This window comes from Synechocystis sp. PCC 7509 (assembly GCF_000332075.2).
GTDB lineage: Bacteria > Cyanobacteriota > Cyanobacteriia > Cyanobacteriales > Chroococcidiopsidaceae > Aliterella.
The window spans coordinates 241,612-267,251 of record NZ_ALVU02000002.1; the positions used below are offsets into that span (position 1 = coordinate 241,612).

At 42.3% G+C, this 25,640-nt stretch carries 35 protein-coding genes; 22 read left to right on the top strand and 13 right to left on the bottom strand.

Annotated elements, in window-relative coordinates; all coding sequences use genetic code 11:
• Window positions 1–316: 316 nt before the first annotated feature.
• From SYN7509_RS0222345 to SYN7509_RS0222355, 3 genes are read left to right on the top strand one after another with little or no spacing between them, the layout of a single operon-like run.
• A complete protein-coding gene (locus SYN7509_RS0222345) occupies window positions 317–2,623 on the top strand; it encodes an ATP-binding protein (RefSeq protein ID WP_028954522.1) in 2,307 nt (768 codons plus the stop codon).
• Entirely contained in the window at window positions 2,577–3,023 is a 447-nt protein-coding gene (locus SYN7509_RS0222350) for a response regulator (RefSeq protein ID WP_009630234.1), read from the top strand. Before SYN7509_RS0222345 ends, SYN7509_RS0222350 begins: the two co-directional genes overlap by 47 nt.
• 9 nt (window positions 3,024–3,032) lie before the next feature.
• Complete coding sequence (locus SYN7509_RS0222355; RefSeq protein WP_202807370.1) at window positions 3,033–4,199, top strand: hybrid sensor histidine kinase/response regulator; 1,167 nt, start codon at window positions 3,033–3,035, stop codon at window positions 4,197–4,199.
• A 33-nt stretch (window positions 4,200–4,232) separates the two neighbouring features.
• Here the strand turns inward: SYN7509_RS0222355 and SYN7509_RS30310 are convergent, their stop codons facing one another.
• The 3 genes from SYN7509_RS30310 to SYN7509_RS0222365 all read right to left on the bottom strand — a co-directional run bounded on the left by SYN7509_RS30310 (window position 4,233) and on the right by SYN7509_RS0222365 (window position 5,086).
• On the bottom strand, window positions 4,233–4,397 hold the full coding sequence (locus SYN7509_RS30310; protein ID WP_009630232.1) for a hypothetical protein: 165 nt from the start codon (window positions 4,395–4,397) through the stop codon (window positions 4,233–4,235).
• 114 nt (window positions 4,398–4,511) lie between these two features.
• Window positions 4,512–4,796 (bottom strand): hypothetical protein, encoded by a 285-nt coding sequence (locus SYN7509_RS29900; protein WP_148298168.1) that lies wholly within the window; start codon window positions 4,794–4,796, stop codon window positions 4,512–4,514.
• Window positions 4,797–4,882: 86 nt separating this feature from the next.
• Window positions 4,883–5,086, bottom strand: coding sequence for a hypothetical protein (locus tag SYN7509_RS0222365; RefSeq protein ID WP_009630231.1), 204 nt, complete (start codon window positions 5,084–5,086; stop codon window positions 4,883–4,885).
• A 129-nt stretch (window positions 5,087–5,215) separates the two neighbouring features.
• Here SYN7509_RS0222365 and SYN7509_RS0222370 point away from each other — a divergent pair, with 129 nt between their 5' ends.
• Window positions 5,216–5,905 (top strand): HAD family hydrolase, encoded by a 690-nt coding sequence (locus tag SYN7509_RS0222370; RefSeq protein ID WP_009630230.1) that lies wholly within the window; start codon window positions 5,216–5,218, stop codon window positions 5,903–5,905.
• Between the two features lie 241 nt (window positions 5,906–6,146).
• Here the strand turns inward: SYN7509_RS0222370 and SYN7509_RS0222375 are convergent, their stop codons facing one another.
• Window positions 6,147–6,836, bottom strand: a complete 690-nt coding sequence (locus SYN7509_RS0222375; protein ID WP_009630229.1) for a GAF domain-containing protein — start codon at window positions 6,834–6,836, stop codon at window positions 6,147–6,149.
• 654 nt (window positions 6,837–7,490) lie between these two features.
• Between SYN7509_RS0222375 and SYN7509_RS31840 the strand changes: the two genes are divergently transcribed.
• Window positions 7,491–7,967, top strand: coding sequence for a tyrosine-type recombinase/integrase (locus tag SYN7509_RS31840; protein ID WP_009630228.1), 477 nt, complete (start codon window positions 7,491–7,493; stop codon window positions 7,965–7,967).
• A gap of 151 nt (window positions 7,968–8,118) precedes the next feature.
• Here the strand turns inward: SYN7509_RS31840 and SYN7509_RS0222385 are convergent, their stop codons facing one another.
• Entirely contained in the window at window positions 8,119–8,829 is a 711-nt protein-coding gene (locus tag SYN7509_RS0222385) for an IS6 family transposase (protein ID WP_028954523.1), read from the bottom strand.
• Between the two features lie 14 nt (window positions 8,830–8,843).
• Here SYN7509_RS0222385 and SYN7509_RS0222390 point away from each other — a divergent pair, with 14 nt between their 5' ends.
• The 4 genes from SYN7509_RS0222390 (at window position 8,844) to SYN7509_RS0222400 (ending at window position 10,694) form a co-directional block, all read left to right on the top strand.
• On the top strand, window positions 8,844–9,257 hold the full coding sequence (locus SYN7509_RS0222390) for a hypothetical protein (RefSeq protein WP_009630451.1): 414 nt from the start codon (window positions 8,844–8,846) through the stop codon (window positions 9,255–9,257).
• Window positions 9,258–9,299: 42 nt separating this feature from the next.
• On the top strand, window positions 9,300–9,509 hold the full coding sequence (locus SYN7509_RS29905) for a hypothetical protein (RefSeq protein ID WP_009630450.1): 210 nt from the start codon (window positions 9,300–9,302) through the stop codon (window positions 9,507–9,509).
• Window positions 9,510–9,515: 6 nt separating this feature from the next.
• The gene (locus SYN7509_RS26840) at window positions 9,516–10,202 is read left to right on the top strand and encodes a hypothetical protein (RefSeq protein WP_009630449.1); all 687 of its coding nucleotides are present in this window, start codon (window positions 9,516–9,518) and stop codon (window positions 10,200–10,202) included.
• A gap of 96 nt (window positions 10,203–10,298) precedes the next feature.
• On the top strand, window positions 10,299–10,694 hold the full coding sequence (locus SYN7509_RS0222400) for a hypothetical protein (protein WP_009630448.1): 396 nt from the start codon (window positions 10,299–10,301) through the stop codon (window positions 10,692–10,694).
• A gap of 27 nt (window positions 10,695–10,721) precedes the next feature.
• On the opposite strand, the gene SYN7509_RS27890 is transcribed toward SYN7509_RS0222400, so the two are convergent.
• The gene (locus tag SYN7509_RS27890) at window positions 10,722–11,093 is read right to left on the bottom strand and encodes a DUF4326 domain-containing protein (RefSeq protein WP_009630447.1); all 372 of its coding nucleotides are present in this window, start codon (window positions 11,091–11,093) and stop codon (window positions 10,722–10,724) included.
• 121 nt (window positions 11,094–11,214) lie between these two features.
• Between SYN7509_RS27890 and SYN7509_RS0222410 the strand changes: the two genes are divergently transcribed.
• The 3 genes from SYN7509_RS0222410 to SYN7509_RS0222420 all read left to right on the top strand — a co-directional run bounded on the left by SYN7509_RS0222410 (window position 11,215) and on the right by SYN7509_RS0222420 (window position 14,757).
• Window positions 11,215–12,462: a hypothetical protein gene (locus tag SYN7509_RS0222410; RefSeq protein ID WP_009630446.1), complete on the top strand. Its 1,248-nt coding sequence runs from the start codon at window positions 11,215–11,217 to the stop codon at window positions 12,460–12,462.
• A 320-nt stretch (window positions 12,463–12,782) separates the two neighbouring features.
• Window positions 12,783–13,607: a ParA family protein gene (locus SYN7509_RS0222415; RefSeq protein WP_028954525.1), complete on the top strand. Its 825-nt coding sequence runs from the start codon at window positions 12,783–12,785 to the stop codon at window positions 13,605–13,607.
• Window positions 13,579–14,757, top strand: a complete 1,179-nt coding sequence (locus SYN7509_RS0222420; protein WP_009630444.1) for a ParB/RepB/Spo0J family partition protein — start codon at window positions 13,579–13,581, stop codon at window positions 14,755–14,757. Before SYN7509_RS0222415 ends, SYN7509_RS0222420 begins: the two co-directional genes overlap by 29 nt.
• Window positions 14,758–14,840: 83 nt before the next feature.
• Here the strand turns inward: SYN7509_RS0222420 and SYN7509_RS0222425 are convergent, their stop codons facing one another.
• Window positions 14,841–15,530, bottom strand: a complete 690-nt coding sequence (locus SYN7509_RS0222425) for a thermonuclease family protein (RefSeq protein WP_028954526.1) — start codon at window positions 15,528–15,530, stop codon at window positions 14,841–14,843.
• A gap of 67 nt (window positions 15,531–15,597) precedes the next feature.
• Window positions 15,598–15,924, bottom strand: a complete 327-nt coding sequence (locus SYN7509_RS26850; protein ID WP_009630442.1) for an RES family NAD+ phosphorylase — start codon at window positions 15,922–15,924, stop codon at window positions 15,598–15,600.
• Window positions 15,925–16,037: 113 nt separating this feature from the next.
• Here SYN7509_RS26850 and SYN7509_RS0222435 point away from each other — a divergent pair, with 113 nt between their 5' ends.
• On the top strand, window positions 16,038–17,705 hold the full coding sequence (locus SYN7509_RS0222435; RefSeq protein WP_009630441.1) for an IS1182 family transposase: 1,668 nt from the start codon (window positions 16,038–16,040) through the stop codon (window positions 17,703–17,705).
• A gap of 20 nt (window positions 17,706–17,725) precedes the next feature.
• Here the strand turns inward: SYN7509_RS0222435 and SYN7509_RS0222440 are convergent, their stop codons facing one another.
• The gene (locus SYN7509_RS0222440) at window positions 17,726–18,055 is read right to left on the bottom strand and encodes a glycosyltransferase (protein WP_009630440.1); all 330 of its coding nucleotides are present in this window, start codon (window positions 18,053–18,055) and stop codon (window positions 17,726–17,728) included.
• Window positions 18,056–18,480: 425 nt separating this feature from the next.
• Here SYN7509_RS0222440 and SYN7509_RS26855 point away from each other — a divergent pair, with 425 nt between their 5' ends.
• From SYN7509_RS26855 to SYN7509_RS0222455, 3 genes are all read left to right on the top strand, one after another.
• The gene (locus SYN7509_RS26855) at window positions 18,481–18,786 is read left to right on the top strand and encodes a Dabb family protein (RefSeq protein ID WP_009630439.1); all 306 of its coding nucleotides are present in this window, start codon (window positions 18,481–18,483) and stop codon (window positions 18,784–18,786) included.
• A 146-nt stretch (window positions 18,787–18,932) separates the two neighbouring features.
• A complete protein-coding gene (locus tag SYN7509_RS31480) occupies window positions 18,933–19,058 on the top strand; it encodes a hypothetical protein (protein WP_255327337.1) in 126 nt (41 codons plus the stop codon).
• 85 nt (window positions 19,059–19,143) lie between these two features.
• Entirely contained in the window at window positions 19,144–19,554 is a 411-nt protein-coding gene (locus SYN7509_RS0222455) for a GFA family protein (protein ID WP_009630438.1), read from the top strand.
• A gap of 209 nt (window positions 19,555–19,763) precedes the next feature.
• On the opposite strand, the gene SYN7509_RS0222460 is transcribed toward SYN7509_RS0222455, so the two are convergent.
• Genes SYN7509_RS0222460 through SYN7509_RS0222470 form a run of 3 tightly spaced genes read right to left on the bottom strand, consistent with a single transcriptional unit; the run spans window position 19,764 to window position 21,424 of the window.
• On the bottom strand, window positions 19,764–20,222 hold the full coding sequence (locus SYN7509_RS0222460) for an ester cyclase (RefSeq protein WP_009630437.1): 459 nt from the start codon (window positions 20,220–20,222) through the stop codon (window positions 19,764–19,766).
• 17 nt (window positions 20,223–20,239) lie between these two features.
• Window positions 20,240–20,623: a DUF4440 domain-containing protein gene (locus tag SYN7509_RS0222465; RefSeq protein WP_009630436.1), complete on the bottom strand. Its 384-nt coding sequence runs from the start codon at window positions 20,621–20,623 to the stop codon at window positions 20,240–20,242.
• Window positions 20,624–20,674: 51 nt separating this feature from the next.
• Window positions 20,675–21,424 (bottom strand): SDR family oxidoreductase, encoded by a 750-nt coding sequence (locus SYN7509_RS0222470; RefSeq protein ID WP_009630435.1) that lies wholly within the window; start codon window positions 21,422–21,424, stop codon window positions 20,675–20,677.
• A gap of 85 nt (window positions 21,425–21,509) precedes the next feature.
• Here SYN7509_RS0222470 and SYN7509_RS31485 point away from each other — a divergent pair, with 85 nt between their 5' ends.
• Entirely contained in the window at window positions 21,510–21,638 is a 129-nt protein-coding gene (locus SYN7509_RS31485; RefSeq protein ID WP_009630434.1) for a hypothetical protein, read from the top strand.
• 132 nt (window positions 21,639–21,770) lie between these two features.
• On the opposite strand, the gene SYN7509_RS0222480 is transcribed toward SYN7509_RS31485, so the two are convergent.
• Window positions 21,771–22,367 (bottom strand): hypothetical protein, encoded by a 597-nt coding sequence (locus SYN7509_RS0222480; protein ID WP_009630433.1) that lies wholly within the window; start codon window positions 22,365–22,367, stop codon window positions 21,771–21,773.
• 460 nt (window positions 22,368–22,827) lie between these two features.
• Between SYN7509_RS0222480 and SYN7509_RS0222485 the strand changes: the two genes are divergently transcribed.
• The 5 genes from SYN7509_RS0222485 (at window position 22,828) to SYN7509_RS0222510 (ending at window position 25,566) form a co-directional block, all read left to right on the top strand.
• Complete coding sequence (locus tag SYN7509_RS0222485; protein ID WP_009631574.1) at window positions 22,828–23,043, top strand: helix-turn-helix domain-containing protein; 216 nt, start codon at window positions 22,828–22,830, stop codon at window positions 23,041–23,043.
• A gap of 205 nt (window positions 23,044–23,248) precedes the next feature.
• Window positions 23,249–24,019, top strand: a complete 771-nt coding sequence (locus tag SYN7509_RS31100; protein WP_051482671.1) for a Rha family transcriptional regulator — start codon at window positions 23,249–23,251, stop codon at window positions 24,017–24,019.
• 60 nt (window positions 24,020–24,079) lie between these two features.
• Window positions 24,080–24,283, top strand: a complete 204-nt coding sequence (locus tag SYN7509_RS29915) for a hypothetical protein (protein WP_148298169.1) — start codon at window positions 24,080–24,082, stop codon at window positions 24,281–24,283.
• A 30-nt stretch (window positions 24,284–24,313) separates the two neighbouring features.
• The gene (locus tag SYN7509_RS0222505; protein WP_009631571.1) at window positions 24,314–25,291 is read left to right on the top strand and encodes a helix-turn-helix domain-containing protein; all 978 of its coding nucleotides are present in this window, start codon (window positions 24,314–24,316) and stop codon (window positions 25,289–25,291) included.
• Entirely contained in the window at window positions 25,288–25,566 is a 279-nt protein-coding gene (locus SYN7509_RS0222510) for a hypothetical protein (RefSeq protein WP_009631570.1), read from the top strand. Before SYN7509_RS0222505 ends, SYN7509_RS0222510 begins: the two co-directional genes overlap by 4 nt.
• Window positions 25,567–25,640: the final 74 nt, after the last annotated feature.

Consider the following 25,640-nt stretch of genomic DNA (forward strand, 5'->3'; position numbering starts at 1 on the left):
TAGTTAAATAAAAAAACTGTTTGTTAGTAGCAACTTACAAAATAAGTCGGACAAGTATCAATGATTCTGCACTTACCGAGCCAAAAACAAGTATAAATTATCAATAAGTCGATGGACAAATCAATTTTCAACATTTGCTTGTGAAACCCTACCTAGTTTGTGGCGATCGCACCGTTGAACTAAAGGTTATAATAACAACTTGCAAGGTAAGTATTAAATTGCTACTTTAAGGGAGCTTTAAGTAATAGTTGATTGCTAAGACAGTGAATACCATCGATCTATTGTAATTGCGATCGCCTTTTGGCAAAATAAGAGAATCGTCATGAAAATCGATTTACAAGTTCAAGGCATCAACAGCTTTGAAGAAAGAGTGATTAAAGCAAGTAAAATTCAAGCTCACGGCTTGCTTTTAGTTTTGCAAGAGCCAGAATTGACTGTAGTTCAAGTTAGTAGCAATACAGCTAAGGTTTTTAGCTTGGCTTGTGAAGAAGTTTTGCACAAAAGCTTAGAAGAATTACTCGATCCCTTTCAAGTAGAAAAAATCCGGGTAGGATTAGCAGAAGATAGTCTTGATTATATTAATTCCACCAAAATTTGGGTAAAAAACCAAGCCAACGATTACTTAATATTTGATGGGATATTTCATCGCAATATTGACGGATTTTTAATTTTAGAATTAGAGCCAGCTATTTCTCAAGAAAATATCCCTTTTCTCAGTTTTTACAACTTAGCTAGAGCATCTATCAATCAACTTCAAGAAACCTCAAGCTTGCGCGAGTTCTGTCAAATTATTGTTAAAGAGGTACGGAAGGTTACGGGTTTTGATCGAGTAATGTTGTACAAGTTTGATACTGATGGACATGGTTCGGTGCTAGCGGAAGAAAAACTTGCAAGTATGGAAACTTACTTAGGGTTGCACTATCCAGAATCAGATATTCCCCAAGCTGCTAGAAAATTATTTAGCGCTAATTGGATGAGATTAATCCCTGACACTCAAGCGGAATCTGTAGAAATTTATCCCGCCCAAAATCCAACTAACGAGCGTCCACTAGATTTAACTTATTCTACTTTAAGAAGCGCATCCCCTTGTCATTTAGAATACTTGCATAATATGGGTGTTGGGGCTTCTTTAACTATATCTTTAACTAAAGATGGCAACCTAGACGGCAAACTTTGGGGACTAATAGCTTGTCATCATCAAACACCCAAATATATTTCTTACGAACTGCGTAAAGCTTGCGAATTTTTGGGACGAGTAATATTTGCCGAAATTTTTACAAAAGAAGAAACAAAAGATTACGACTATCGAATCCAACTAAGTCATATTCAGTTAGCTTTGATTGAGTATATGTCTCAAGAAGAAAATTTTATTGATGGCTTAGTGAAATACCAGCCTAATCTTCTCAATCTTACTAGCGCTCAAGGAGCCGCCATTGGTGTTGGCAATAACTGCACGGTAATCGGAAATACTCCTAAAGAAGACGAGATTAATTTTTTAGTTGAATGGCTAAAAAATAATGTTAAAGAAGAAATTTTTTATACTAATTCTTTGGCACAAATTTATCCTGATGCGGAAAAGTTTAAAAATGTTGCTAGTGGTTTATTAGCAATTCAAATATCTAAGCGTCATTATGTACTTTGGTTTAGACAAGAAGTAATTCAAACTGTAAATTGGGGAGGCGATCCTAATAAAGCATTTGAAACTATCCAATCAAACGGAAATATCCGCCTATCTCCACGTAAATCCTTCGATTTATGGAAAGAAACTGTACGTTTAACTTCTTTACCCTGGAAACAAATAGAAATTGAAGCCGCCCTTGAACTGAGAAAGGCAATTGTAAATATTGTTCTACGTCAAGCTGACGAATTAGCTCAATTGGCTCAAGACTTAAAACGCTCTAATGCGGACTTAAAAAAGTTTGCTTATGTTGCTTCCCACGACTTGCAAGAACCCCTCAATCAAGTAGCAAACTACGTGCAGCTATTAGAAATGCGCTACAAAGAGCAACTTGGTGAAGATGCGAAAGAGTTTATTAATTTTGCTGTAGAAGGAGTTAGCTTGATGCAAACTTTAATTGACGACGTGCTGACCTATTCTAAAGTAGAGTTGCTCTCAGTTGAGTTTCAGCCAATAGATGTAGAAACAGCCTTAAACCGCGCCCTAACTAACCTGCGAGGACGCATTAACGAAACTGGCGCAACAATTACGAGCGACGAACTACCAACAGTTTTAGCTGATGGGACACAGCTAATGCAGCTATTCCAAAACTTAATTAGTAACGCCATTAAGTTCCATAGTAGTAATTTACCTCAAATCCATATCGGTGCTACTCGCTTAGACGATGAGTGGTTATTTGCCGTTAAAGACAACGGTATGGGGATCGAGGAGCAATTTAGCGATCGCATTTTTGTAATTTTCCAACGCCTGCATACGCGGGATGAGTATCCTGGTACAGGTATGGGTTTAGCGATATGTAAGAAAATCGTCGAATGTCACCGAGGACGAATCTGGGTAGAATCAAAATTAGGACAAGGCGCAACTTTCTACTTTACTATTCCCGTAGGAGGGCGCAAGCATGAGCGTAGAAACGGACAAAAGACACAAAACGATATTTTTAGTTGAAGACAATAAAGCCGATATTCGTTTAATTGAAGAAGCGTTTAAAAGTAGCACTGTAACCCATCAAGTCGTCGCAGTCAGAAACGGTATAGATGCTATGGCTTATTTACGTCAAGAGGGCGAGTACACTCTTGCTGCTCGTCCTGACTTGATCTTGCTGGATTTGAATTTGCCGAGGAAAGATGGTAGAGAAGTATTAGCAGAAATTAAAGCAGACCCTCTGCTCAAAAGCATTCCCGTAGTAATGCTGACAACTTCTAGTAATGATGAAGACATAGCTCAAAGCTACGATTTGCAGGTAAATTGCTACATTACAAAACCTCGTAATATCCGCCAGCTATTTATAATCATTAAAGAGATTGAAGAATTTTGGCTAGAAATTGTTACTTTACCTTCAGAATAAATGCAGTCTATGTCTACAGCAATCAAAGTTTTATTAATTGAGGACAACAAAGCCGAAGCTAGACTGTTGCACGAATTTTTGCAAGCTTCCCAGAGTAAACAGTTTAGTCTGGTTCATGTCACGCGCTTAAAAGAAGCTTTAACGCAACTTGAGGAAAGTTGCTTTGATATAATTTTGTTGGATCTAACTTTACCAGATAGTCAAGGACTAGACTCTTTGACCCCTTTAAAGGATTTAGCACCTAGTTTACCGATTGTGGTGCTAACAAATACTAATGATGAAGAATTAGCAATTGAAGCAGTACGTCAGGGAGCGCAAGATTATTTAGTCAAGCGTCAAGTCAACAATACAGAAGTTTTAGTGCGATCGCTAGTTTACGCAATCGAACGCAAACAAGTAGCAGAGCAATTGCGATCGGCAAATCAGACGCTACAAGGGAAAGTTATTGAAGAAACGGCGCAATTGGTTAAAGCCAAGGAAGTAAATCAACAAACATCGGCTTTTGTCTCGATGTTTTCTCACGACTTCCGCAACCCGTTAACAGCAATTTTACTCTCCACAGGACTGCTGCAAGACCACGAGCATGAATTGAGTCAAGAAACAAAGTCTAATCAATACCAGCTAATTCGCGCAGCGATTTTTAATATGGATCGCTTGCTAGAAGAAGTTTTATTAATTGGTAAAGCCGATGTCGGTAAGCTTGAGTGCAATCTTGAATCGCTCAATTTAGAATCTCTCTGTCGTCGAATAGTTGCGGAAACTCAGCCTTTCCTTTCTCCCAGCCATCAACTAATTTTTACCAGCACCGGAGAATTAACAGTAGGTTTATGGGATCAAAGCTTGCTGCAACACATTTTAACCAATCTCCTTTCCAACGCTCTCAAGTATTCACCTAGCGGCGGTACAGTCCATTTTGATTTAACTTTTCAAGCAAAAACCGTAACTTTTCAAATCAAAGATTCAGGCATTGGTATCCCAAAATCGGATTTTTTAAAGCTATTTCAGCCGTTTCATCGGGCAGAAAATACGGACAAAATTCCTGGTACGGGTTTAGGACTAGCGATTGTTAAAAAGTGCGTGGAAGTTTACGGCGGTCAAATTTCTGTGCAAAGTGAAATCGGTATAGGTAGTGTATTTACGGCAATTTTACCTTTACAAAACTTTTCTAATGACTAACCCAGAGGATAAATTCAATTAGCTCATACCAATTTAAACGGTGTTTAGGGCTGATAGGGCATCCAAAATGAAAGAATAACCAGGTGTACTGTTTTGTTTAATGTCATTTTTCAACGATCCCAAAATTGCCTCAATAACACTAATACGATCTTCAATCGAGGCATTTTGTAGTTTTTCAAAAGTTTTGTCGTCAATCATTGTTCTCTCCTGAGCAGAACCATATTATCATCCCTCAATTTTAAAACGGAATCCTTTTAAAACGCTGGAAATGATTATGTTGCTTGTTTTGTCAAAGCCACCGCACTTTATTCTTCAAGCGGCTACTAGATTTACGCTGATAGATCCGATAGTCTGCTGTACTGGCAACTGCCATCGCACTGTTACAAAGCTGCCGTCGGCGATCTGATAGGAAAGAAAATTAGGATGAGATCGCCTCCAACCTTTGCCGCTAGAGTTTCGGCAATACGCCGATTCATTTATATTTGGTTGTGGTTTCCCACGCTCCCAATACAACCGACAGAGTGGGTCCGAAATCACCTGATAACGAAAGCTGCCACCAGGAGAAACGATGACTTCGCCTAAGCACTCGGCGCTCAATTGGCGCAAATCTTCGTCAGTAAATAGTCTTATTGGAGCGTAAAATCTCGTTGGGGCAGGTTCTAAAGCCGTGCATTTATTCGTGATTAGGGTTTGAATAATAATAAATGCTGTTCAACCGTTTCCAACTTTACCCATGCCCCACTTTTTTCCTGAGCGCTAACTTTAGCAGAGTTAGTCGCGTTGAGGTAGAGTAATTTTGCTTGCTCAAAATTTATCATTGCCGCCTCCGCTTGGAATAACAAGTGCCTTAAGCCACGACGAATTCTCTGACTAAAATCTAGGCTCATCCTACTTTTAAGTTATTCGTAGATACCTTCAATTGCCAGTCTACCTATCTTGCGGAAGAACATTTTTGCGGCTAATTTTGCTGCAATATACAACAACGTTCTATTACTAGACATCCGAGCAAGTAATTTGTGATTGAAGCTATAATTTTTGACATCGACGGAACACTGGTTGATACTGTTGACTTTCATGCCCAGTCCTGGGAGAGAACCTTTACTCACTTTGGTCATCAGATTCCTTATGAGCAGATCCGCTTCCAGATTGGTAAAGGCAGTGACAAGTTAATGCCAGTCTTTTTTTCCCTGGAAGAACTTAACCAATCAAATGATGGTCAAAGTCCCACTTTCGACGAACGGATGCGAGATTATCGCAGGGAACTGTACAAGAACGAATATCATCCCCGGATCAAAGCTTTTCCTCAAGTGCGTGAGTTGTTCGTGGCAATCAAAGCAGACGGCAAACGCATTGCTCTAGCTTCCTCGGCTACCAAGGACGATGTGGCAGCCTACATAAAGATCCTGAATGTTAAAGAACTGGTCGATGCTGCAACCACTACTATGGAGGTGAAATCGTCTAAGCCAGATCCAGATTTGTTCTTGGTCACATTGGATAAGTTAGGGGACGTTGCTCCTAATAATGTCATTGTGGTGGGTGATACACCCTATGACGCAGAAGCGGCAGCTAAGGCGAATTTACGCACGATTGGTGTACTTTCTGGTGGTTTCTCCCCAGAAAAACTACGCCGGGCAGGTTGCATTGCCATCTACCAAGATATAGCCGCCGACCTGATGGCACACTACGACGAGTCTCCGCTCAAGTGATTTTTGGTGGATGCCAAGTTATAATGAGTGTTCAAGTGATTGCTTGAATCGTTTAGCCTAATGGTAAGCCTACTAATGTGAAAATAGGCAGTGTCACGCTTCAATTTATGAAGGTTTGAGAAAGACTTTCACTTATCGAGCGTCCCAATGATTTAGTTTGATTCAATAAGGTTATTTATATACTTTTTCTGCCTCAATTTTGTGCGCTCGATGACTCCTGTGTTGGCGGTGCTAGCAAGACTTATGCCACGTCGGGAAAATGCTGGCGCACACAATTATCACAAATGCTATGAGTAAATTCCACGCCTGAATGCTGCATGATGAACTTTTCGACCGTTGACCAATAACCTTGGTCATCGCGAATTCCTTTGCAGTATGAACAAATTGGCACCAATCCTGCGATTTGCTCGATCTTATTGAGGGCATTGGCTAGATTTAAAGACACCCGCCGTAACTCTAATTGGGTTACTACCTGCCGCGCCAGAGCCTCCAGTGCTATCTTTTGTAAGTCTGACAAATCTCGTGGTTGATGATCGATTACACACAATGAACCAAGGATATATCCTGCCGAAGTGATTAGCGGCGCGCCCGCATAAAACCGAATACCCGGTGCAGAGGTAACAAGAGGATTATCGCAAAAGCGTTCATCACATAGTGTATCCTTAACCACCAATGTTCGCTCACTTAAAATCACGTTTTCACAAAACGAGATATTTCGAGCAGTCTGAGCTACCTCTAATCCGATTTTTGACTTAAACCACTGACGCTCTGCGTCAACAAAACTGAGCAGAGCAATCGGAACTTGGCAGATAAAAGAGGTTAATAAGGTAAAGTCATCATATGCTTGTTCTGAAGAAGTATCTGAAATACTGTATTGTCTCAGTGCTTCAAGTCTAGCAGCTTCCTGGTTGAATTTTATTGCTGGTTTCATAGGAGATGTCTGTTTTTGTCGAACAGCAAAAGTCAGCAGTTATCAGCAACTTTTGCTTTTGAGCTAATGTACGCTTGTATCAATGCCTTGCACCTAGGGTTAAACTGCACAAAGATAGTTCACCTGTACAGACCGCTCCTAACACCTCAACTGTCCTCAAGTAATAGTGGATAAGGTGAGTTAGTTTAACCCTTTACTTATAAGCATAACTAGCCGTGATTGTAAACAATAAAAAGATTGACAGTGCTTAACATAATTAACTAAACCAATTGTGTTAAGCCCAGGTCTAAGCCATATTTAAGTACAAAAAGGGTAAAAAGATATTCCAGAAAAAGCAAATCTTGTTTTATCTATCTTGAACAATTCTTTGAAACAGATAGCTTAAAATGATTGCTTTTATTGGAAGTGAGTTTTCTAATCCAGTATTACTAATAAGTTAGCCTGCTAGGGAGTTAGAAAAAATTAAAGTACCTTGTAACTGTTTTATTCATAGGTACTCTGCGAGGTGTCACCAGTCATTAGGGGGTAAAGACAAGATACGCGCAAAATTTATCACGATGTAAAGTTTCGTAAATTAGAAATGTATTAAAGGCTAAAAAACATCGCCTAGTTTGAGTCAATTTAGGCAATGTATGATGGAAGAAGAAACCTATTATGAGGCTTTTAGCCATCCTTACCGAACTCGACCAACTTCTCTTTTCGGCAAAGTCTGTTTCTCGCTCTCCTCCACCCGTGAAAGTCCCTTCAAAACGAGAGCGGGAATATTTGCGTCCTTCAGAAGTTGCAGCGATGCTCAGTGCGGCTCATTCATTTGGTCGGCATGGAGTTCGAGATGCAGCGATTATCTTGCTCATGTTTCGGCATGGGTTGCGCACGGCAGAGTTAGTTGCACTGAAATGGTCACAGGTCGATTTAAGTGGAGGCTACATTGAGATCCGAAGAGTAAAACACGGACATGATAGCACCCATCCCTTACGCGCTCCTGAGCTGAGAGCATTACGTCAGATTCAGCGAGACTATCCCGAAACCCAGTATGTGTTTGTCTCCGAACGCAAAGCCCCTCTGTCTACTAGAACTATTCGTCATATAACCCTCTTCTGTCACTTTCCGAGATTAAAAAGTAGTAAATAAAGCATTTCATCCAGAAGAATAAAAGGGTTTGAATTGATTCATGGCACTGATTAGATGATTAAATCCAAGCAATAAATCAGAATTGGGAAAAATATCGGTTGTGTTGCAAAAACTTAGTGAAGACAGAAAACCCCTGTGGCAGGAGTTGAAATTATGCAACTACCCCAAAGATTTGATAGATAAAGACAAGTCGCTCTTTGATGGCTCCCCTGGGAACACCAATAACTTGTCCTTTTCTAACCATGTTCAGAGTTTCATATCCCCGAATGGTTCTTCTTGCAGTGTTGAAGGAGCCAAATCCCATTCCTGGTTTGACTAATCGTTTTATCCCCCGATGGTCTTGCTCCACAATATTATTGAGATATTTAATCTGTCGTAATTTCACTACTTCGGGTAACTTATTGGCAGCTTTGAGTACGTTAATCGCTTTTGGATAAGCAGGGTTCTTATCCACAGTGATGACTCTTGGTACGGAAGTGTGAATTGCTTTCAATGTCTTACGCAAAAACCGTTTCGCCGCTTTCGCATCCCGCTTCGCTGTGAGGAGGAAGTCTAAGGTGTTCCCTGCCGAATCGACTGCTCGGTATAAATACTTCTGCTTGCCTTTGACCAAAATATAGGTTTCATCTNCCCGCCATGAGTCATTAGTAAGCTTTAGATACGGTCTGACTCGTTTGTCCATTTCTGGACTATATTCTTGCACCCAACGGAAGACGGTGCTGTGATGTATATCTAATCCCCGCTCGTTCACCATCTCTGTTACTTGGCGATAGGAAAGCGGATAGCTTAGATACCACCGAACACAACGTAGGATGATTTCTGACTGATAATGCCGCCACTTGAAGGGGGATTTAGAATTCATTAGAGGCCGGTACAATGATTTTCTCTAGCGGAATTATTTCAGCCTACCATTTTTTGCAACACAACCCCATCGTCACCATGCACGGCGCGGGGATGCTGGGGCTGATCTTGGGTAAGCCGGAGGCGATTGTCGAGCAACCGCCGATTGTTGAGAAAAATATATTAGTGGATCGCTCAGGCAGACCCATTAGAACCTACGAGGGATTGTCGAAAACAAAACTCGCTAGGCGCTATGGGATGAAGAAGCCCCAAGATTTAGTCAACTGGCTTCAGTCTATGGGCAAAGATCATCTAATCCAACCAGGGTTAACCGCCGCGCCGTGTCAGTTCGTCCCGTTCGAGTATGTACCAGAGCTAGACAGGCTGTGGGCATTACAGCAAGGGTCGCGGCAACGGTTGCTTGGTGAGCAATTGTCTTTTTCCCAGTAGCCAAATTTTTTCCATACACATTTACGCATTGAGGAATAATTTATGCCATCTTACGACCCTGGCAATAGTCGCCACATTATAAAAGCCCTAACTGAAGGCAATCTCAAAAGAAACAACTACTGCCTCAAATGCGATCGCCCTGGCATTGTCTCTGGTGTACACGAATACTACGGTAAAATTTACCACTGCACCTGCAACGATGTCTTTTGGGTAATTAGTCCAGAAACAGGCGAGAAGCTAAAGGGAGGTTAAAGTAGTATGACAACAACATCACTTGCCTTGCATCCCTTACTTATCCCACCAGACTTAGCTAAGGAGATTGGTTTACACGAAGCGGTCATCCTCCAGCAAATTCACTATTGGTTGGAAAGGTCAAACCACTTAATTAACGGTTGTCGGTGGATTTATAACACTTACCAAGCATGGCAGCAGCAGTTCCCCTTCTTGAGCTTGAGCGCAATTCGCAAGGCGATCGCTCGACTAGAAGGATTGAATTTACTTAAGACCGAGCGATTCGACAAACAGCGTTGGATTCAGACGAAGTGGTACAGCATTAACTACCAACGGCTGGAAGTATTGATTTCTAGCATTTGTTCAAATCAGCACTTTCAATATGCTCAAATCGAACACCTTAATGTAGCCAATTTGAGCAGTTCATCTACAGAGACTACAACAATTACTACTTCAGAAAATACCTCCCCCCAGAGCGAGGAGAGGAAACAAGAAAAGTTAAATAAGGCGGTAATAGCTAGATCCTGCACTCCATCGTTAAAGCAAGATAAGTTGTCTGGTAACGAGCAGCCAGATTTTGTTCGGGATCTACGTTCCGCCTCTGGCGATCATATCCAAAACGATTTTGATGGGTTGCCTTGCTCAAATACTCCTGTAGACTCCTCTGCTTCTTCCCAATCCATAACCGATGAACAGAGTAACGGCTTACCTTAACCTGTCCCAGCTAACCAGCTTTCTAAACCCAATAGCGATCACTCAAATTGCCCACCTCCACAAGTAAGACTGTTTGAATCGCCTGCTCGCGCTGGATTGCTCACCCAACTATCAGCCCTGACTACTGAGTCTGTAGACACTCTGCGCCTCAATACTATCCTTAATTCTGCCCTTGACCGTTATCCCGACAGGGCGACTGATGCTTTGGAGTATTTTCAGCAGGCTCTATCTACTTGGAAAAATAAACCAGGGATTGGCTTGTTTATTCATGCCGTTAAAACTGGACAAAAGCCATCACTGACCAAACCTGGGTGCGGTTGGAAGGAATGGGCGGACGAAGCAATCAAGCGACGGCTAATGCAATACTCGCACTCCCAGAACGGCGATATCATGGTGCATTTTGTCGGCGGCAGTCAAGGATTGTGGAGTCGGTTACGGTCATTGTCATGGGCGGAGGTTGAGCTTGTTGCTGGTGGGGGAGAAGTATTATGAGCGGATCGCACTCAACTTTTCCAAAAGCTATTCTTCTTGGTTTATCATCCACTCTAAACATGACTTAATCACATCCCCGTGACAAGCAACCTCGCGCGTTGGTTGCTTACAAAAACATAGCAAGTTTAAATCGTTTGCGAAGCCCTGCGTGCGTGCTTGCGCTATCGCTTGTTCCTTCAAATAGAATAACTCAGCCATCACTGCCGAGTCTTTTTCTTGAATCTTTTGCCAAAGCCAACGGCGATATTTAGCGATTACGCGATCGCGTTCTTCAGTATTGCTGGTATCTGCCAACTTGAAGGGATTAGCTAAAGCCGAGCCTTTTTTACCTTTGCCACCGCGTCCGATATAATGACCGGAATCCCAACCCACGATGTAGCCGTTGGTTACTTTTATCATAAGTTTTTTCCTTTCCGCCTTTTCCGCGCGGTAGCGCGTCCTGTACTTTACAGCTAGAAAAAGCATTAGGATTAGTATATTAACTGTAATATCAGTTTTTTCGAGAAAGAGTAATTTATTAATGCCCCAACTTGAGCGCTTCATTGATAATTTAATTGAAATGCGATCGCACTACACCAAGCAAATCCAACAGAGCGATCGCTCGATAAAACTTGCCGAGGAGTCTTTAACCCACATTAACGCTCTCCTTGTTAATGAATTATCAGGTAGCCAACAGTTTAGAGAAAATTTGACCCAAATGCGAGTGCATTATCAAACTATTGTTGAGGAGAACAATCGTGCTTCAAGTAGTGCGAGATCGCAGCTAAATCACATCAATGCTTTACTCGCCGATCAATTAATAATCCAGCAAGGAAACGACAATGCTATTTTGTTGCAGGCAAGCCCCGTAGACGATGATTTAGCCCTACAAGAAGCTAATGAGATTTCCGAATCTATAAGCGAGGCTATACCAAAAGCCGAAGAAGTTGAACCATTACAATCACTAGAAGAATATATCCAGGAGCAAAGTTCGTCAGAAGACCTTTTAGCTGATTTAACCTCTACACATAATGTTGATGACCAAAAGCTACCGATAGAATTAGAGGCTGACACTACTAAGCCAGTAGTTGAAACCCCAGAGCTTATAGATGAAGAATTACCAGATGCCGCTATCCAAGACAACCTTTCTCAAAAGACAACACCTGAAATATTAGAGCAAGAAGTTTTTATTCATCCCACCCAAAAGGCTAGGAAGCCTTTAAAACAACCATTATTGCCGCAGTATCAGGATTTGAGCAAATCTGAAGCCATAGAAAAATTACTACAGGAAGAAGCAGGTAATATTCTACACATAGATGATATTATTCAGTCTCTATTCGGTGATTTGGAGATGCCTGCATTTAAAGCTGAAAAAAATAGACTCTACAATACACTGAATCAAGGTACAGAAAACGGGTTGTGGGATAAAGTACCAGGTCGCTCTGGCTGCTACACCATTGTCCTAGAACAAGCGATTAAAAAGCCAGAGACAAAAAAAACTAATACCAAACAGCAAGAAATTTCTGCGATCGCTCTAATAGAGGCTTTGCCTCCGGCTTATCACGGTCTAAAGCTGACGCAAGCTGTGGAAAAAGTTTTACAGGAAAATATTGGGCAAGCTATGAACTCAGAGAAGGTAGCAAGAGTTTTATTTGGCGAAGCAGAAGAAGAAGTGTTTGCTGCGGCTAAAAATAAGATAGGCAAAGCTCTTTGGTCTGGAGCTAATGAAAAACGCTGGCAGGGAGTACCGGGCAAACTGGGAGTTTATATAGCCAGCCTGGAAAAATAAGATGATTGCTGCTGCTAGATGATTATTAATTTGCTAACAGGATATCCTTTGCAGATCATCAAGCTTGCTAATGGATCTTCCTTAAGGGACTAACTATTCTATTTACTTTTAAATACTTTGGATTTAGGATGAACAAGTTAGTTGGCGTACTGTAACTCTACAGTACAAAATTAATACGTTTCGCTGAATACAAATTTTTAATTGCTACCGATCCTGATACTATATTCACATTTAAGAAATACTGCGATAAAAACGTTGTGTAAAATGTACTGTAGCATTACGGTACAAAATCTAACTCAGTCACTAAATGCTTTTATAGTATGCTCAATCAAATAAGACTTGCAATTATGACTGGAGCAGGAGGCGTTGGAAAGACGACCCTAGCAGCCAACCTCGGCTACGAAGTCGCTCGGTTGGGATACAAAGTTGCTATTTTTGACCTTGATCCTCAAGGTTCTCTCAATGTAGCTTGCCGACTGAACAAAACTCCGGCTCCGAAAGCCACTACCGCTTGGATTTACTCTGGTTTTTTTGATGGAACATACACTTTAATTCACGTATGGGAACAGCACGTAAAGAGCTTAGAAGTGTTCCAAGGTGGAAGTGCTTTGTTTAAAGTTATGTCTAATCTTGCTCAAGCTGGTGGAAGCCATCTATTACAGGAGGCTTTAACTGAGTATCCTCTGCCTCACGATCTAATTATTTTTGATTGCCCAGCTACATTAGAGCAAATTCCTAAGTCTGCTTTGATTGCTGCTACGCATTTGCTAGTTCCGCTTATGCCAGATGCTAAAGCAATTGATGGCACGAGGGTTTTGCTCGATTGGTACGCAGCTAACGTTCAAGAACTTCAACTGTCTCCAGCACCCGCATTTCTAGGATTTGTTATTAATAACGTGGAAGATGGGGCAGAACATCAACGCCTTTCTAAAGAACTGCCACCAAAATACGAGGCAAGGGGGTATCATGTATTTCCTGCTATTAAACATTACACGGCTTTTACAAATGCCTGGTCGGAAGCTATTCCTTTGAGAGTACATCGTGCAACACATCCAGCATTAAAACCAATTGAAACAATAGCTCTGGCAATCGGAGAAAAAATTAAAGGAGGGAAACGTGGTAAAACAAAATCGGCTCGACGTTGATAGCTTTTTCTCAGAAGTCGATCAAAATCAAGAAGTACACAATTTACGAGAGCGGCTTAAGATATTAGAGCATCAGTTAAATCAACAAGTTGATCGCGAGCAACATCTAGTTACCGAGATCGAACAATTGCGATCGCGTTCTCTTGAACCAGGCAATTCGCAATTGCAAAGTCAGATTAGCCAACTGCGAGAACATTTAAAAGAAAATCAAGGAACCATCCAGTACCCTGTTAGTAAAATTCAGCCAAATCCAGAGCAGCCGCGTAAAACCTTTACCGAAGAAGTAGAATCGATGGCACTTTCTTTGCAACAAGAAGGACAACTCGATCCAATTATTTTGTTTGAGGATGGAATGTTGTTTGATGGGGAGTGCCGTTGGCGGGCAGCAAAAAGCTTAGGATGGGAGACAATAAATACTGTACTTACAGCCAAACCCGACCTGTCAAAGATCCTACGGCGTAGAGCGTATCTGACGAGCTTGCATCGACGTGGATTAAATACTCTTGATAAAGCTGAGACGTTGGTAGCGATTGCGTGCGATGAGATTCCTGAACTTCTTCCAGAAGAAGTCCCACGTGTTATTAATAGGGTTTTGACTCGCTTGAAACGAAATAAGCAGAGTCTTGGAGAACGGCTTCATTTACAACCAAGCGATCATTGGCAGGTTGTCTTAGACCAGTGGGAAATGGAGAAAGTAGAACTCCAAGTTTTCAGTATTTTTTTAAGCTTGCAAGAGCATCCAGTTTCATTAAATCGAAATGTTTTTCCAATCTTAAATCTCACTCCAGACTTGAAAACCGCAGTGCGCGAACAATCCCTAGGTTGCCCCCAGGCTTTGATTCTTAATCGACTTTCCGCAGCACAACTTGGTATTACAGAACGACAAGCAAAAACGCTGCGTGAAAAAGGAATTAAAGAAGTTCGCGCTCAAAACCTTTCCATATCGCAAACTAAACAATGGGTAATCAAACAAGAAGCACAGTATGTACAACCCTCTAAATCTATTAGTAGAAATAGGCAGGTAGATCGTTTCTTGGCAAGTGTTCAAAAGCTCGATCTCTCAAATAGAGAGGCAACATCAGAACAGTTACTGGAACTTCAACAAACTCTTGAAAATACGCTTGAGCATCTAAAGAGCTTATTAAAGTGATATATCGCTGCTGTCAGTTTTCTAGCAAGCAACTAAATGATGTTTGTAACTTGTTTTATTGACCACGAGCGATCGCTTTTCAACTATGGCAAACTTTCACAAGCTACCCCATCCGAATCGCTATCCAGCCTAAATTTATCCCCAGGGAAAGCCTTTAGCACCTGCTGCGCCTGGACTTGAGTTTGAAAATCGCTGCAATTGCAATCGCTATTAGTGCAATTTGGTAGAGATTGAGTTCGTGTAGATGAAGCGACTTTATTTATTTGAGGATTGCTGCTACGCTTCCCCCGCCTGTAATCCCAAGGCATCACAGGTGACTTTTGATTCCAGAAGCCCAACCGTTGCTTTTTCGCTTGAACTTCTGCCTGTAAATACTGGTCTTTAGTGGCAGCACATCCACTGAGGTATTGGCGATAAACCACTGCTTGACCGTCTTTGACCATTTGGAGATTAACCGATTGCTTACCGACATATAACTCGGCAACAGTTCGCCCATAGCGATCGCGCGTTATCGTGCGGACTTGCACTGGCGTACCTGGGGGTAGCAGTTGCTTGAGTTTGGATGTCGATTGCTGTCCCCAAGGACTTTGCGATCGCTCAGGAGCATCAACGCAAGCAAGTCGGATTGTTGTCACCTGTCCTGATTGGCGGACTCGCAAGGTGTCGCCGTCGCCTATGCTAATGACGGTGGCGGGGGCGTTCTGAGCTAAGGCTAGGGAGGGAGAAAATAATAGAGGAAAAACTAACGAGATTTTAATTAATAAGTTTTTCAAGGGGATTAAGCAAGATTTGGGCGGTGGATATTATCAGTGTTCCCAAAATGTTAGTGCGTTGAACATTTTATAGATTAACCTTCCACATCCGGTCGTCAAACTTAAACTTCAGTGGTGGCTCTAAACTAATCTGCAAGTCAGGATGCTGAGGATTAAGCAGATAATTAAATTCAACGGGAATAATAGAGGATGGAACTTTCAGCACGGCTGTCTCTTGCTTTTGAAGCCACTGCTTTCCGATATTTTGCAAAACCGAATAAGCTTCTATACTTTGCCAATTCTCCGGTAGGCTATCTACGTCTATTACCGTCATCGCAATGTTGTCGGGCAGAAAAGCACGGATGGCGACTAAAGGAATGCGATCGCTCTCGGTATGTAGGGGTTTGAGTAGCAAGTGGATACTGTTGGTTAACTTAACAAAACCAAGAAAAAGAGGACTATAAAAAGAATAGCAACAGATATCCTAGAAATTATTCGAGTAACCAAGTCAGGTAAAGGAGTCAGGGTATGTCCTTACATCCAAAACCCATCAAGCCAGTCCCAAAAGAAACAGAGCAAGTGGCAAAAGCAGCATTCCCGAAAGGGAATCTATATTTAACCATCAGGGATGAATTAGGAACAATTTACACAGATAAGGATTTTGAAGCTTTATTTTCCTTGGAAGGGCATCCGGCGATTGCTCCTTGGCAGTTAGTCTTGATCTGCGTCATGCAATATATAGAAGGGTTAGCAGACAGACAAGCAGCCGAAGCAGTCAGAGGTCGTATTGACTGGAAATATGCGTTAGGACTAGAATTAACCGACTGTGGATTTGACTTTTCCGTTCTAAGTGAGTTCCGTTCACGCCTCATTGAGGGAGGAGTTGTAGACATTCTTTTAGATAAGTTCTTAGAACAATGCCAGAGAAAAGGCTGGTTGAAGAACAAGGGTAAACAACGAACAGACTCAACCCATATTCTGGGAGCAATTCGGACTCTCAATCGCCTAGAATGTGTTGGGGAAACCTTGAGAGCTGCTCTCAACACTCTGGCAACTGTTGCCCCAAGTTGGCTAAGGACTCAAATAGAGGCAGATTGGTTTGACCGTTACAGTCGTCCGGTCTGCGAGGAACGTCTACCAAAAGGGATTGAAGCTCGTAATACTTATGGCGAAAAAATCGGGATAGATGGAATGCGCTTGCTTGATGCCATTTATGATGACCCGACCACTCCCGAATGGCTGCGCCAGTTGGAATTAGTTGAAATTCTGCGTCAAACATGGATTGCTCAATATTTTGTGGAAAACGGACAACTGCACTGGCGGCAGGCAAAAGACTTAGCGCCTTCGGGAAAACGTTTTGACTCGCCCTACGACCCAGATGCTCGTTATGGCAACAAACGCACGACGACCTGGACTGGCTACAAAGTTCATCTTACAGAAACCTGCGATGAAGATCGAGTTCATCTCATCACTAGTGTAGAGACAACACCAGCTAATCGCGCCGATGTTGACCAGACAGAACTTATTCATCAATCCTTAGAGGCGAAAGCTTTACTTCCTGACGAGCATCTTGTGGATGCGGGTTATGTTGATGCAACTCTATTGCTTAAGAGTCAGAAGCACTACGGGGTGGCAATTATTGGACCCATGCGTCCTAATGCGAGTTGGCAGTCCAAAAATTCCGAGGCTTATGACATCAGCCAATTCCAGATTAATTGGCACACTAAACGAGTGACCTGTCCTCAAGGAAAAAAAAGCCTCAAAAAATGGATTCCTTATCAAGATCAATGGGGCAATTCCGTAATTCGGGTTTCTTTTCCTAGAAAGACTTGCTTACTGTGTCCAAGTCGGGCTTTATGTACTCACTCAAAGACGGAAGCCCGAAGACTAACTCTACGCCAACAGAACGAGCATGAACTTCTTCAATCCCAAAGAATTCAACAAGAAACTCCCGCATGGAAGGAAATTTATCAGATCAGAGCAGGAGTAGAAGGAACTATTTCCCAGGGAGTTAGAGCCTTCGGTTTACGAAAAGCCCGTTATCACGGTTTAGCCAAAGTTCAACTACAGCATATTCTTACGGCAACGGCTATTAATTTTGTGCGGATGGTGGCTTGGCTTGATGATGTACCTTTTGCTCAGACACGAATATCCCGATTCGCCTTTCTTCGTCCTAACAATGGGTTGTTAAGTTAACCAACAGTATCACTTGCTACTCAAACCCCTATACCTACTGCTTTAATTGCTTCTGGAGCATCCCGAAGAGACATCTTGGCTGCCTTAGTAATCCACTTAATTGTGTACTGCAATACCTTAAACCCACTCAGATTACCAAGTTGAGTAAATAAGTCTTTGGTTGCTCCTTTAGGAAAATCAGATTTGCCAATCACCTGAAATTCTAAGCCTGCGGCTAGAACTTTTGGTTGAGCGTCTTCAATTCCTAATACAGTGACACGATGACCGCGTCTTTGAAGTTCGTAACCTAAAGTCGTCATAGGATTAAGATGACCCGTCGCCGCAGGACAAATGATGCCAAAATGAGTCATGAGATTTTCTCATCCGCAAAAGACGTTTGTTATTTAGTTTATAGTCATAGCGTGATTTAATCAGTATGATTTGCTAATTTCAGCTTGAGATTGAGAATCGGCTTTAATTAGTTTTAGGTTCTAACTTAGGAGGAATAATTATTCAAGAATATCTTCTCAGCGATGGTGAAGTAAAACAAGAATGGATTGAACAATCGTTGACAGCTTTAATTGCTGATATATTTGCTATCGCTACCAATCTTCAAGCTTTGCTCAGTTGATACTTTTTTCTACTGCACTGTTCGTAGTCTAAACTTGCTTCTGCAACTTACTTTTGTTGCATAGGACTCCTACTGCTATGATTTGCAATATGTAATCTAGACTGAACAGAATTGCAATTTCTGGTCATGCAGTTTGCACACTAATAGGTTTGGAGCCTGATCGCTATGCCTCAAGTTCATCACATGGTACTGCTCAAATTTAAGCAAGATGTGAACGACACGACGATCGCGGAAGTTCTGCAAGCAGTTGAGGAATTAAAGCACTCTATTCCTGGAATTGATTACTGTTCCAGTGGTGCTTATTCTAGTCCTGAAGGATTTAACAAAGGCTTTACGCACGGTTTTCTCACCACTTTTGAAAACGCTGCAGCCCGCGACTTCTATCTACCTCATCCCCATCACGAAATTGTTAAAAATGCCTTGTTTGCGCTCCTCAAAGATGCGGTTGCATTTGATTTTGTTGCTGATTAAGTAAATTCTGCACTTCGCTCGTAGCAGAACACAAATCAGTAAGTGATGAGCAGACAGATTGGGGTTGGGATCTGCCTTCCGCCGTTAGCGATCGCACTCACACACTCAGAAAACGCATAGCCCAGTTAGAAACAGAAGTCCGAGCGGTGCGGAAACAAGCCCAAGCTCAACGTAAAAGGATTGCTCAAAAGTGCGAACATGAATTTTTAGTTTTATTTGATAGCGATCGCAACTGTAAAGTGGTTGTCACCGAAAATCTGGAAAGCCCTTGAGAGAATTCGTGGTGTTAATTACACCCTACCCCCAGTAGTATGTGTCAAAATCAAACGGTAGTCAATTAAGTTTGAGGAGATAGGGATGGAGGGTCAGTGCCTTTGCAGTGCGGTAACCATCAGAACGCCAGATAAAAAAAGCATAGATGCCTGTCATTGCGGGATGTGTCGGCGATGGGGAGGCGGACCAGCATTAGTTGTATCTTGCGGCTTAGAAGTGCAGATAGAGGGCGTTGATAAACTAAAAGTGTACAAGTCTTCAGAATGGGCGCAAAGAGCTTTTTGCAGTGAATGTGGTACGCATATTTTTTACAGGTTATTGTCTACCAATGAATATTTTGTCCCAGTAGGTCTTTTTCAAGATGGTCTTGAGTTTGAGTTCAAGGAGCAAATCTTTATCGACAGGAAACCTAGTTACTACGAATTTGCTAACCAAACCTTGAATATGACAGAAGCCGAAATATTCACCAAATTTGCGTCAAGTGAGAATATTTAAGGCACTTAAGGAGACATCATGGTGCATCTAGTGGGCAGAGGTAACTTCAGAGAATTGCTGATAAATACGGGCATAAATTTCTTGCGCTGATGATAACGCTCCTGATGCTAGTGCTAAGGTAACTATTACTGGCACAGTGCAGAAGCTTATATTCCAGGATGAAGAGGGAAATGTTATTTCTGAGACTGATAGTTCGTTAGTGAGGAAGCTTATTTGCTGTACACCTCTGGTAACACTAGCGGTCGTATTGCGTCTGCCAATAGCATCTCGAAGCCGAGCGGATTATTGCCACCGACAATATTTTCAACCAACTTACCACCAGCAAAGCGCATAACATGAGTTTCAATCATAGGTACTTCAATGCCAGTGGCTGACACGCCAAACATCTCTCCAGTATGAGTAGCGTAGGCATCAAACATTACTACCACGCGCTCGCCGTCTGCGGATGCAAAAATGTCCGTAATCGTCAGACGACCGTTCGTGAAAGCTGAACCAAACTTGGTTAATATAGTTTGGTACTCTTCCTTACCTCTGATATCCCCATCCGGCTTCAGTCCGGTGGAAATTCTTATATTCTCATCTACTATTTCGTCAAAAGCGGCAGGGTTTTGACCGCCAAGTACGCCTTCAACGAAACGACGAGCAAGAGTAATGTTGTCGTGTTGCATTTGTATCAGCTCCTTTGCTACAAAATTGGTTTATCACTATTGAACATATCGGCGGCGATTCTCCATTCACTACCAACATTGGTTAGCAGAAAAAAGTATTTGCCTTTATCTTTGAACTCTCCCTGCGGAGTGTCCATGCTAAGTTCGTAGGCACCGATTTCGGCTGCCATATCACCCGACTTGCTGACTGTAATGTTCTCGGTCGTATGAACAAGGCTCATATTTTGAGCTTGAAAAAGTCGTTCGTAGGTTTCTCTAACTTTATTAGTGCCGACAGAACGAGCATCATTATGCGGAAGCCACCAGGTATTTGTGGTATGGAGCGCAACTATTCCAGGCAGATTTCTTTTTGCGCTCATTTCATTCCAGTATTTGCTAAAATCGCGGATATTCTCAGTCATTATGGCTATTCTCAGTTAATGATTCGATAGTGGCTCAATTCTTTTAAAGGATTACCAATTTAGTGTGATCGCGTCGCCAGATTTTCGCATTTCAGCAAAGAACTTACCTTGCGCTTCACCATCGGGCAAAGTTGCCAGATACACCGCAGTTTCCGCGCCTTCTTCGGCGGTGAAGGGCGCATTTTCGCCACCCATATCAGTTTGCATCCAACCGGGTGAGTAAGCATTCACTAAAATGTTGGTTCCTTGTAGCTCCTTTGCCAAAAGTACTGTTAGTCCATTGAGTCCCAGCTTAGACAATCGGTAGGATGGAGCAAGAGGATAATAATCATTCGGTGTGATAGTAAGCGATGCCATCTCCGTTGAAACATTCACAATCCGCCCATAGTTTTGCTCTTTCATCAAGGGAATTAGAGCTTGAGAAATGCGCGCGACAGCGAGAACATTTGTGGTAAAGGTTGAGAGCATCGTCTCAAGTTTTACAGTTAATACGCTGGATTCTTCAATCTGCCCTGTAGGATTGACTCCAGCATTATTAATCAAAATGTCAACTTTGCCATAAGTTTGACTCAACCATTGTGTAAAGGTTTCTACGCTTTGATCGCTATTGACATCTAAACTATGATAGTCAGCGCTTACACCTTCTTGAGCTAGTTTTTCGTGAGCCGCACGACCAGACGCTTCATCACGACTTGTTAAAACAACTTGGACTTCTTGACGCTGACCTAGTTTTTTAGCGATCGCATAGCCTAAACCGCGATTACTTCCCGTTACAACCGCGATTCTAGATTGTTCTTTCATGATATTCGTTACTCAATCAAGCTTGAATTTACCCTATCAAAATCCTATAAATTAATCAAATCGATTATAAATATAGTAGGTATCAATGAAATCAATTGACTTAGCAGCAATAGACTTAAATTTGCTGGTTGCTTTTGAATCACTATTTCAAGAACGGAGTGTAACGGTTGCGGCACAACGGCTCTATTTAGGGATTGAGCCGAGATACGTGTAATTCAGTGCCACTTTGCTCTTAAGACCTACTAGGTCTAGATTTCAGCCATAGTTTGTTCCGCTCGGCTAATGTCTGCTAACTATTATTAGCAGATGTAAATTGACTCAAACAAGGGTTTTATGTCTGCTAATGCTACTCAAAACTCCCTAAAATCATGTCTGCTAAGGTAAGTGGCACTTTTTTACAGCTATCTCGGCTCAACCCCAGATACTTTTGTCCTATCTGTTCGGCTTCTTCATGGTCGTCCGCTCGACCAATAGCGCGACCGCCTACCCAGACCCAATACCATTGCCACTTGTGGTCATAAGTTACTGACCAGGTAAGGGGTTTAGGGGGAGGAGTTGGTATATATGGTTTTGTATGCTGTTTATAGCCTTCTGTATATCCTCTGGTGTATTCGCATTCGGCTTTTGTATACAGTGGGTTTGTTTTATCTATCGCCTCTAATCGTCCGTGATTAAATCCTTGCTCAAACTCATTTTGGGGCGGTGGTAGTACGTCATCGTCTTCCTTATCAAGTACCCATTCTTCTAGATAAGAAGCGGTTGTAGGTTTAACTTTCAGCCATACTCGACCATCGGCGTAAACGTCTTTGTTCAATATCTGCATGACAGGTGTAAAAGGAGCGTGGATAATGTCGCCGATGTTTGCCTTGGTTGTTGCTCTATCCCAGATTTTCGGGGTAGATTCAGAGCAGACTTGAATTGTAGGTTTTGCTTGAGTTAACATTTAAGTTACCTAGGTAATAGGAAACAAAGCCTGTAAGCGCTCTCCCGTCGAAAGTCGAACGCTACAGGCTTTGTTGTTTGTACAAATTGTCTAAAGTAAATTTTTAATCCACCAGGGCATCTCTAATCAGCGTTCATCCCTTCCGGGCTACCTGGTTTGTCTCTCGTCTGGGGGTTGCAGGCGATGCCCCGTTTCCAGTTCCCTTGTTATCGAGCTAACAACAACCTTATTTCTTTGTCTAGAGTTGTGAATCGGTCAATGAAAGTGCAACTCTTTATTTTTGGTTCTCGGTGAGGCGGTTTGCTTTCCTCATCCATACTTGTATTATGACAGCTAGTTAACTAGCTGTCAAGTTAACTAGCTATTAGATATAGTGATCTTTTACCTGTAATATATAAAGCTAGCTAATAACTCTGTTAACTAGCTAGCTAGCTGTTATAATACGGGCAGAGTTCTTAGGATGAAAGTGATTTGTAAGCTTAAACAGGTAATGGACGAACAGGGTCTTAATCAAAGTCAACTTGCAGATGCAACAGGATTAAGCCCTACAACTGTAGGAAAGCTATATCGTAATCAGTTTGAACGAATTGATAAAGATACATTAATGGTTCTATGCAAATTTTTTCGCAAAGGCATAGGCGATCTATTTGAAGTGATATTTGAAGAAGGAGATTAGTCAGCAGTAATTGATTTAACAACTAATTACTAAATCCTAGCCAACATCATCATTTCTTATAGCTTGCAAAATATTATGGTTTTTCTTTCCAAGCAGCTTTTGTCATAGAAACTTTTAGCTGTAAAGAGTAGCAATCGCCTGACTCTTGGCGGAGATGCGATCGCTACCTACCACAACCTAACTTTTAACCGTAGAGGTTATGCCAATGTCTAATTTAACAGTTACCGAGCGTAATGGTATTTTAGTTGTTGATTCCCGGTTAGTTGCGATTGAACTAGGAATCGAACATCATACTTTACTTAAGACAATCGACAAATATTCAGCCCGACTGGAAGCAAAATCACCACTTCGATTTGAAGTAGATGTGGTCAAACGTCCGCAGGGCGGGGGTTCTCATACTCGTTATGCTTGGCTAGATGAGCGGCAGTCAACATTGTTAATGACTTATAGCCGCAATACCCAACAAGTCCTTAACTGTAAGGATGCCTTAGTTGATGCTTTTGTTAAAGCCAAACAACTTATCCCCGCCCAATCCCAAGAAATCGAACGCCTAAAGCTAGAGCTACAAGTAGCGCAAGCCCAAGCCACCGCCGCCCAGAGTCAAGAGCGCCTGATGCAAGTCTCTAGCGCTATCGTAACGATGCACGGTGCTGGGATGCTAGGGCTAATCTTGGGTAAACCAGAGGCAATTGTCGAACAACCGCCAATTGTTGTCGAGAAAAATATCCTGGTTGATCGTTCAGGTAGACCCGTCCGAACCTACGAAGGGCTATCAAAAACAAAACTCGCTAGACGCTATGGGATGAAGAAGCCCCAAGAGTTGGTCAATTGGCTGCAATCGATGGGCAAAGATCATTTCATCCAGCCAGCAATGACTGCCGCTCCCTGCCAGTTTGTACCGTTCGAGTATGTCCCGGAGTTAGACAGGCTTTGGGCAGCACGGCAAGGGTCGAGGCAACGAATATTGGGCGAGTGAGTGCATTCTTTTTCCCAGTAGCCAAGTTTTTCTACACCTAACCAAAATTAAGATAAATTTATGTCAACAAACGTAAACGAGCTTGGCGATTACCGTCAGGTTTTAGAGGCGCTGACTAGCGATCGCGCTCAGACCCAACTTGACTTATTGAGATGTCGTTGCCCCCAGGTGCAATCGCTTTGGCATTGTCTCTGGCATGGACGAATACTACGGCATTATCTACAGGTGCAGTTGTCTTCCTGTCCTCTGGGTCATCAGTCCTGAAACGGGCGAAAAGATAGAGGAGGTGAAGCCATGACATTTACCTCAGCAGTTCTAGGGCAAGTGCAGCACCCTACTAATATTTTGACTGAATATCTTAGTAAGTTTAGGGGAGTTAAAAAGTTCAAAGCATACATCCTCTCCTGGTTAGACGGCTGGATTCATAACAAATTGAAAGCAGGAAAGCCCCCTTGGGTTTATGTAATCAACCAAGAATTAGCCGAAGCTCTTGGTTGTTGTCGAGACACAGTTTTCCGCCACCTCAAAGACTTGTGCGAAATGGGAATACTGAGGAAGACCCCCTACAAGCGTTGGGCAACAGATAACATTTGGGCGTACTCCATTGATTTTGACAGGCTCAAACAAGAATTAGCGCCGCTTGTAGATATTTCTACAATCGAAAATCAGACAGCCGACTGCCTAAAATCAGATAGCCGGGAGTCTGAAATTAGGCAGCCGATAGCAGAAAATCAGACAGCATACATAAGTTTAATTCCTAATTCATCCCAAGTACAACCACAACACAGCCTGCCTGCTGCTGGGGAAAAAGTTAAAGAGGAAGAACAACCTATCCCTGAACAAAAGATTGTAATTCCTCCAACTGGTGAAGAATTGCAAAGTGCTTGTACTCAAATTTCTCGTTTATCATCGCAAGTTCAAACTAATTCTCAGGTCAAAGCCGCCATCGAAAAATACTGGTCTAATTTCCCGGCGGCGCTGGAAAGACTGAAAATTGCAGTACAAGAAAATTGGCGTTGTAACCTGACTGGAGTGCTGGTTAAGGCTTTGAAAGAAGGCGTACCTTCTGAAGATGCTACTCCGCCTTGTGCATTCTTCGGCTGGAAAGAGTGGGCGGACGAAGCGATAAAGCGGCGGTTGATGCAATACTCACACTCTCAGGACGGCGATATCATGGTGCATTTCGTGGGCGGCGGTCAGGCATTGTGGAGTCAGTTGCGATTACTTTCGTGGGCGGAGGTTGAGCCTATTGCTAATGGAGGATTAGAATGAGCGATCGTACCCAACCGCTAAGAAAGCGCATTGCCCAGTTAGAGTTAGAACTACGAGCGGTGCGGAAACAAGCCTTAGCCCAACGTCAAAGGATTGCTCAGAAGTGCGGATATGAATTTCTGGCATTGATTGATAGTGATCGCCATTGTGAAGTGTTTGCCATCGATATAGTGCAAAAGCTTGTATTTGAGGACGAGGAAGGGAATATCGTTTCTGAAACCAATGGGTCTTTAGTGGGGAAGATTATTGAGGTAAGGTTTAATTTACTGTATTGAGGGAGTTGCTAAACAAGCTTTTCTGCGAATAGTTTTAAGCATCAATACCCTAGAGTGTATTTGCTCCATCGTCA

Coding starts and splice junctions, on each gene's coding strand:
- SYN7509_RS0222350 (WP_009630234.1), top strand. CDS start 2,577: ATGAGCGTAGAAACGGACAAAAGACACAAAACGATATTTTTAGTTGAA.
- SYN7509_RS0222355 (WP_202807370.1), top strand. CDS start 3,033: ATGTCTACAGCAATCAAAGTTTTATTAATTGAGGACAACAAAGCCGAA.
- SYN7509_RS30310 (WP_009630232.1), bottom strand. CDS start 4,397: ATGATTGACGACAAAACTTTTGAAAAACTACAAAATGCCTCGATTGAA.
- SYN7509_RS0222365 (WP_009630231.1), bottom strand. CDS start 5,086: ATGAGCCTAGATTTTAGTCAGAGAATTCGTCGTGGCTTAAGGCACTTG.
- SYN7509_RS0222375 (WP_009630229.1), bottom strand. CDS start 6,836: ATGAAACCAGCAATAAAATTCAACCAGGAAGCTGCTAGACTTGAAGCA.
- SYN7509_RS31840 (WP_009630228.1), top strand. CDS start 7,491: ATGAGGCTTTTAGCCATCCTTACCGAACTCGACCAACTTCTCTTTTCG.
- SYN7509_RS0222390 (WP_009630451.1), top strand. CDS start 8,844: ATGATTTTCTCTAGCGGAATTATTTCAGCCTACCATTTTTTGCAACAC.
- SYN7509_RS29905 (WP_009630450.1), top strand. CDS start 9,300: ATGCCATCTTACGACCCTGGCAATAGTCGCCACATTATAAAAGCCCTA.
- SYN7509_RS26840 (WP_009630449.1), top strand. CDS start 9,516: ATGACAACAACATCACTTGCCTTGCATCCCTTACTTATCCCACCAGAC.
- SYN7509_RS27890 (WP_009630447.1), bottom strand. CDS start 11,093: ATGATAAAAGTAACCAACGGCTACATCGTGGGTTGGGATTCCGGTCAT.
- SYN7509_RS0222410 (WP_009630446.1), top strand. CDS start 11,215: ATGCCCCAACTTGAGCGCTTCATTGATAATTTAATTGAAATGCGATCG.
- SYN7509_RS0222415 (WP_028954525.1), top strand. CDS start 12,783: ATGCTCAATCAAATAAGACTTGCAATTATGACTGGAGCAGGAGGCGTT.
- SYN7509_RS0222435 (WP_009630441.1), top strand. CDS start 16,038: ATGTCCTTACATCCAAAACCCATCAAGCCAGTCCCAAAAGAAACAGAG.
- SYN7509_RS0222440 (WP_009630440.1), bottom strand. CDS start 18,055: ATGACTCATTTTGGCATCATTTGTCCTGCGGCGACGGGTCATCTTAAT.
- SYN7509_RS26855 (WP_009630439.1), top strand. CDS start 18,481: ATGCCTCAAGTTCATCACATGGTACTGCTCAAATTTAAGCAAGATGTG.
- SYN7509_RS0222455 (WP_009630438.1), top strand. CDS start 19,144: ATGGAGGGTCAGTGCCTTTGCAGTGCGGTAACCATCAGAACGCCAGAT.
- SYN7509_RS0222460 (WP_009630437.1), bottom strand. CDS start 20,222: ATGCAACACGACAACATTACTCTTGCTCGTCGTTTCGTTGAAGGCGTA.
- SYN7509_RS0222465 (WP_009630436.1), bottom strand. CDS start 20,623: ATGACTGAGAATATCCGCGATTTTAGCAAATACTGGAATGAAATGAGC.
- SYN7509_RS0222470 (WP_009630435.1), bottom strand. CDS start 21,424: ATGAAAGAACAATCTAGAATCGCGGTTGTAACGGGAAGTAATCGCGGT.
- SYN7509_RS31485 (WP_009630434.1), top strand. CDS start 21,510: ATGAAATCAATTGACTTAGCAGCAATAGACTTAAATTTGCTGGTTGCT.
- SYN7509_RS0222480 (WP_009630433.1), bottom strand. CDS start 22,367: ATGTTAACTCAAGCAAAACCTACAATTCAAGTCTGCTCTGAATCTACC.
- SYN7509_RS0222485 (WP_009631574.1), top strand. CDS start 22,828: ATGAAAGTGATTTGTAAGCTTAAACAGGTAATGGACGAACAGGGTCTT.
- SYN7509_RS31100 (WP_051482671.1), top strand. CDS start 23,249: ATGTCTAATTTAACAGTTACCGAGCGTAATGGTATTTTAGTTGTTGAT.
- SYN7509_RS29915 (WP_148298169.1), top strand. CDS start 24,080: ATGTCAACAAACGTAAACGAGCTTGGCGATTACCGTCAGGTTTTAGAG.
- SYN7509_RS0222505 (WP_009631571.1), top strand. CDS start 24,314: ATGACATTTACCTCAGCAGTTCTAGGGCAAGTGCAGCACCCTACTAAT.
- SYN7509_RS0222510 (WP_009631570.1), top strand. CDS start 25,288: ATGAGCGATCGTACCCAACCGCTAAGAAAGCGCATTGCCCAGTTAGAG.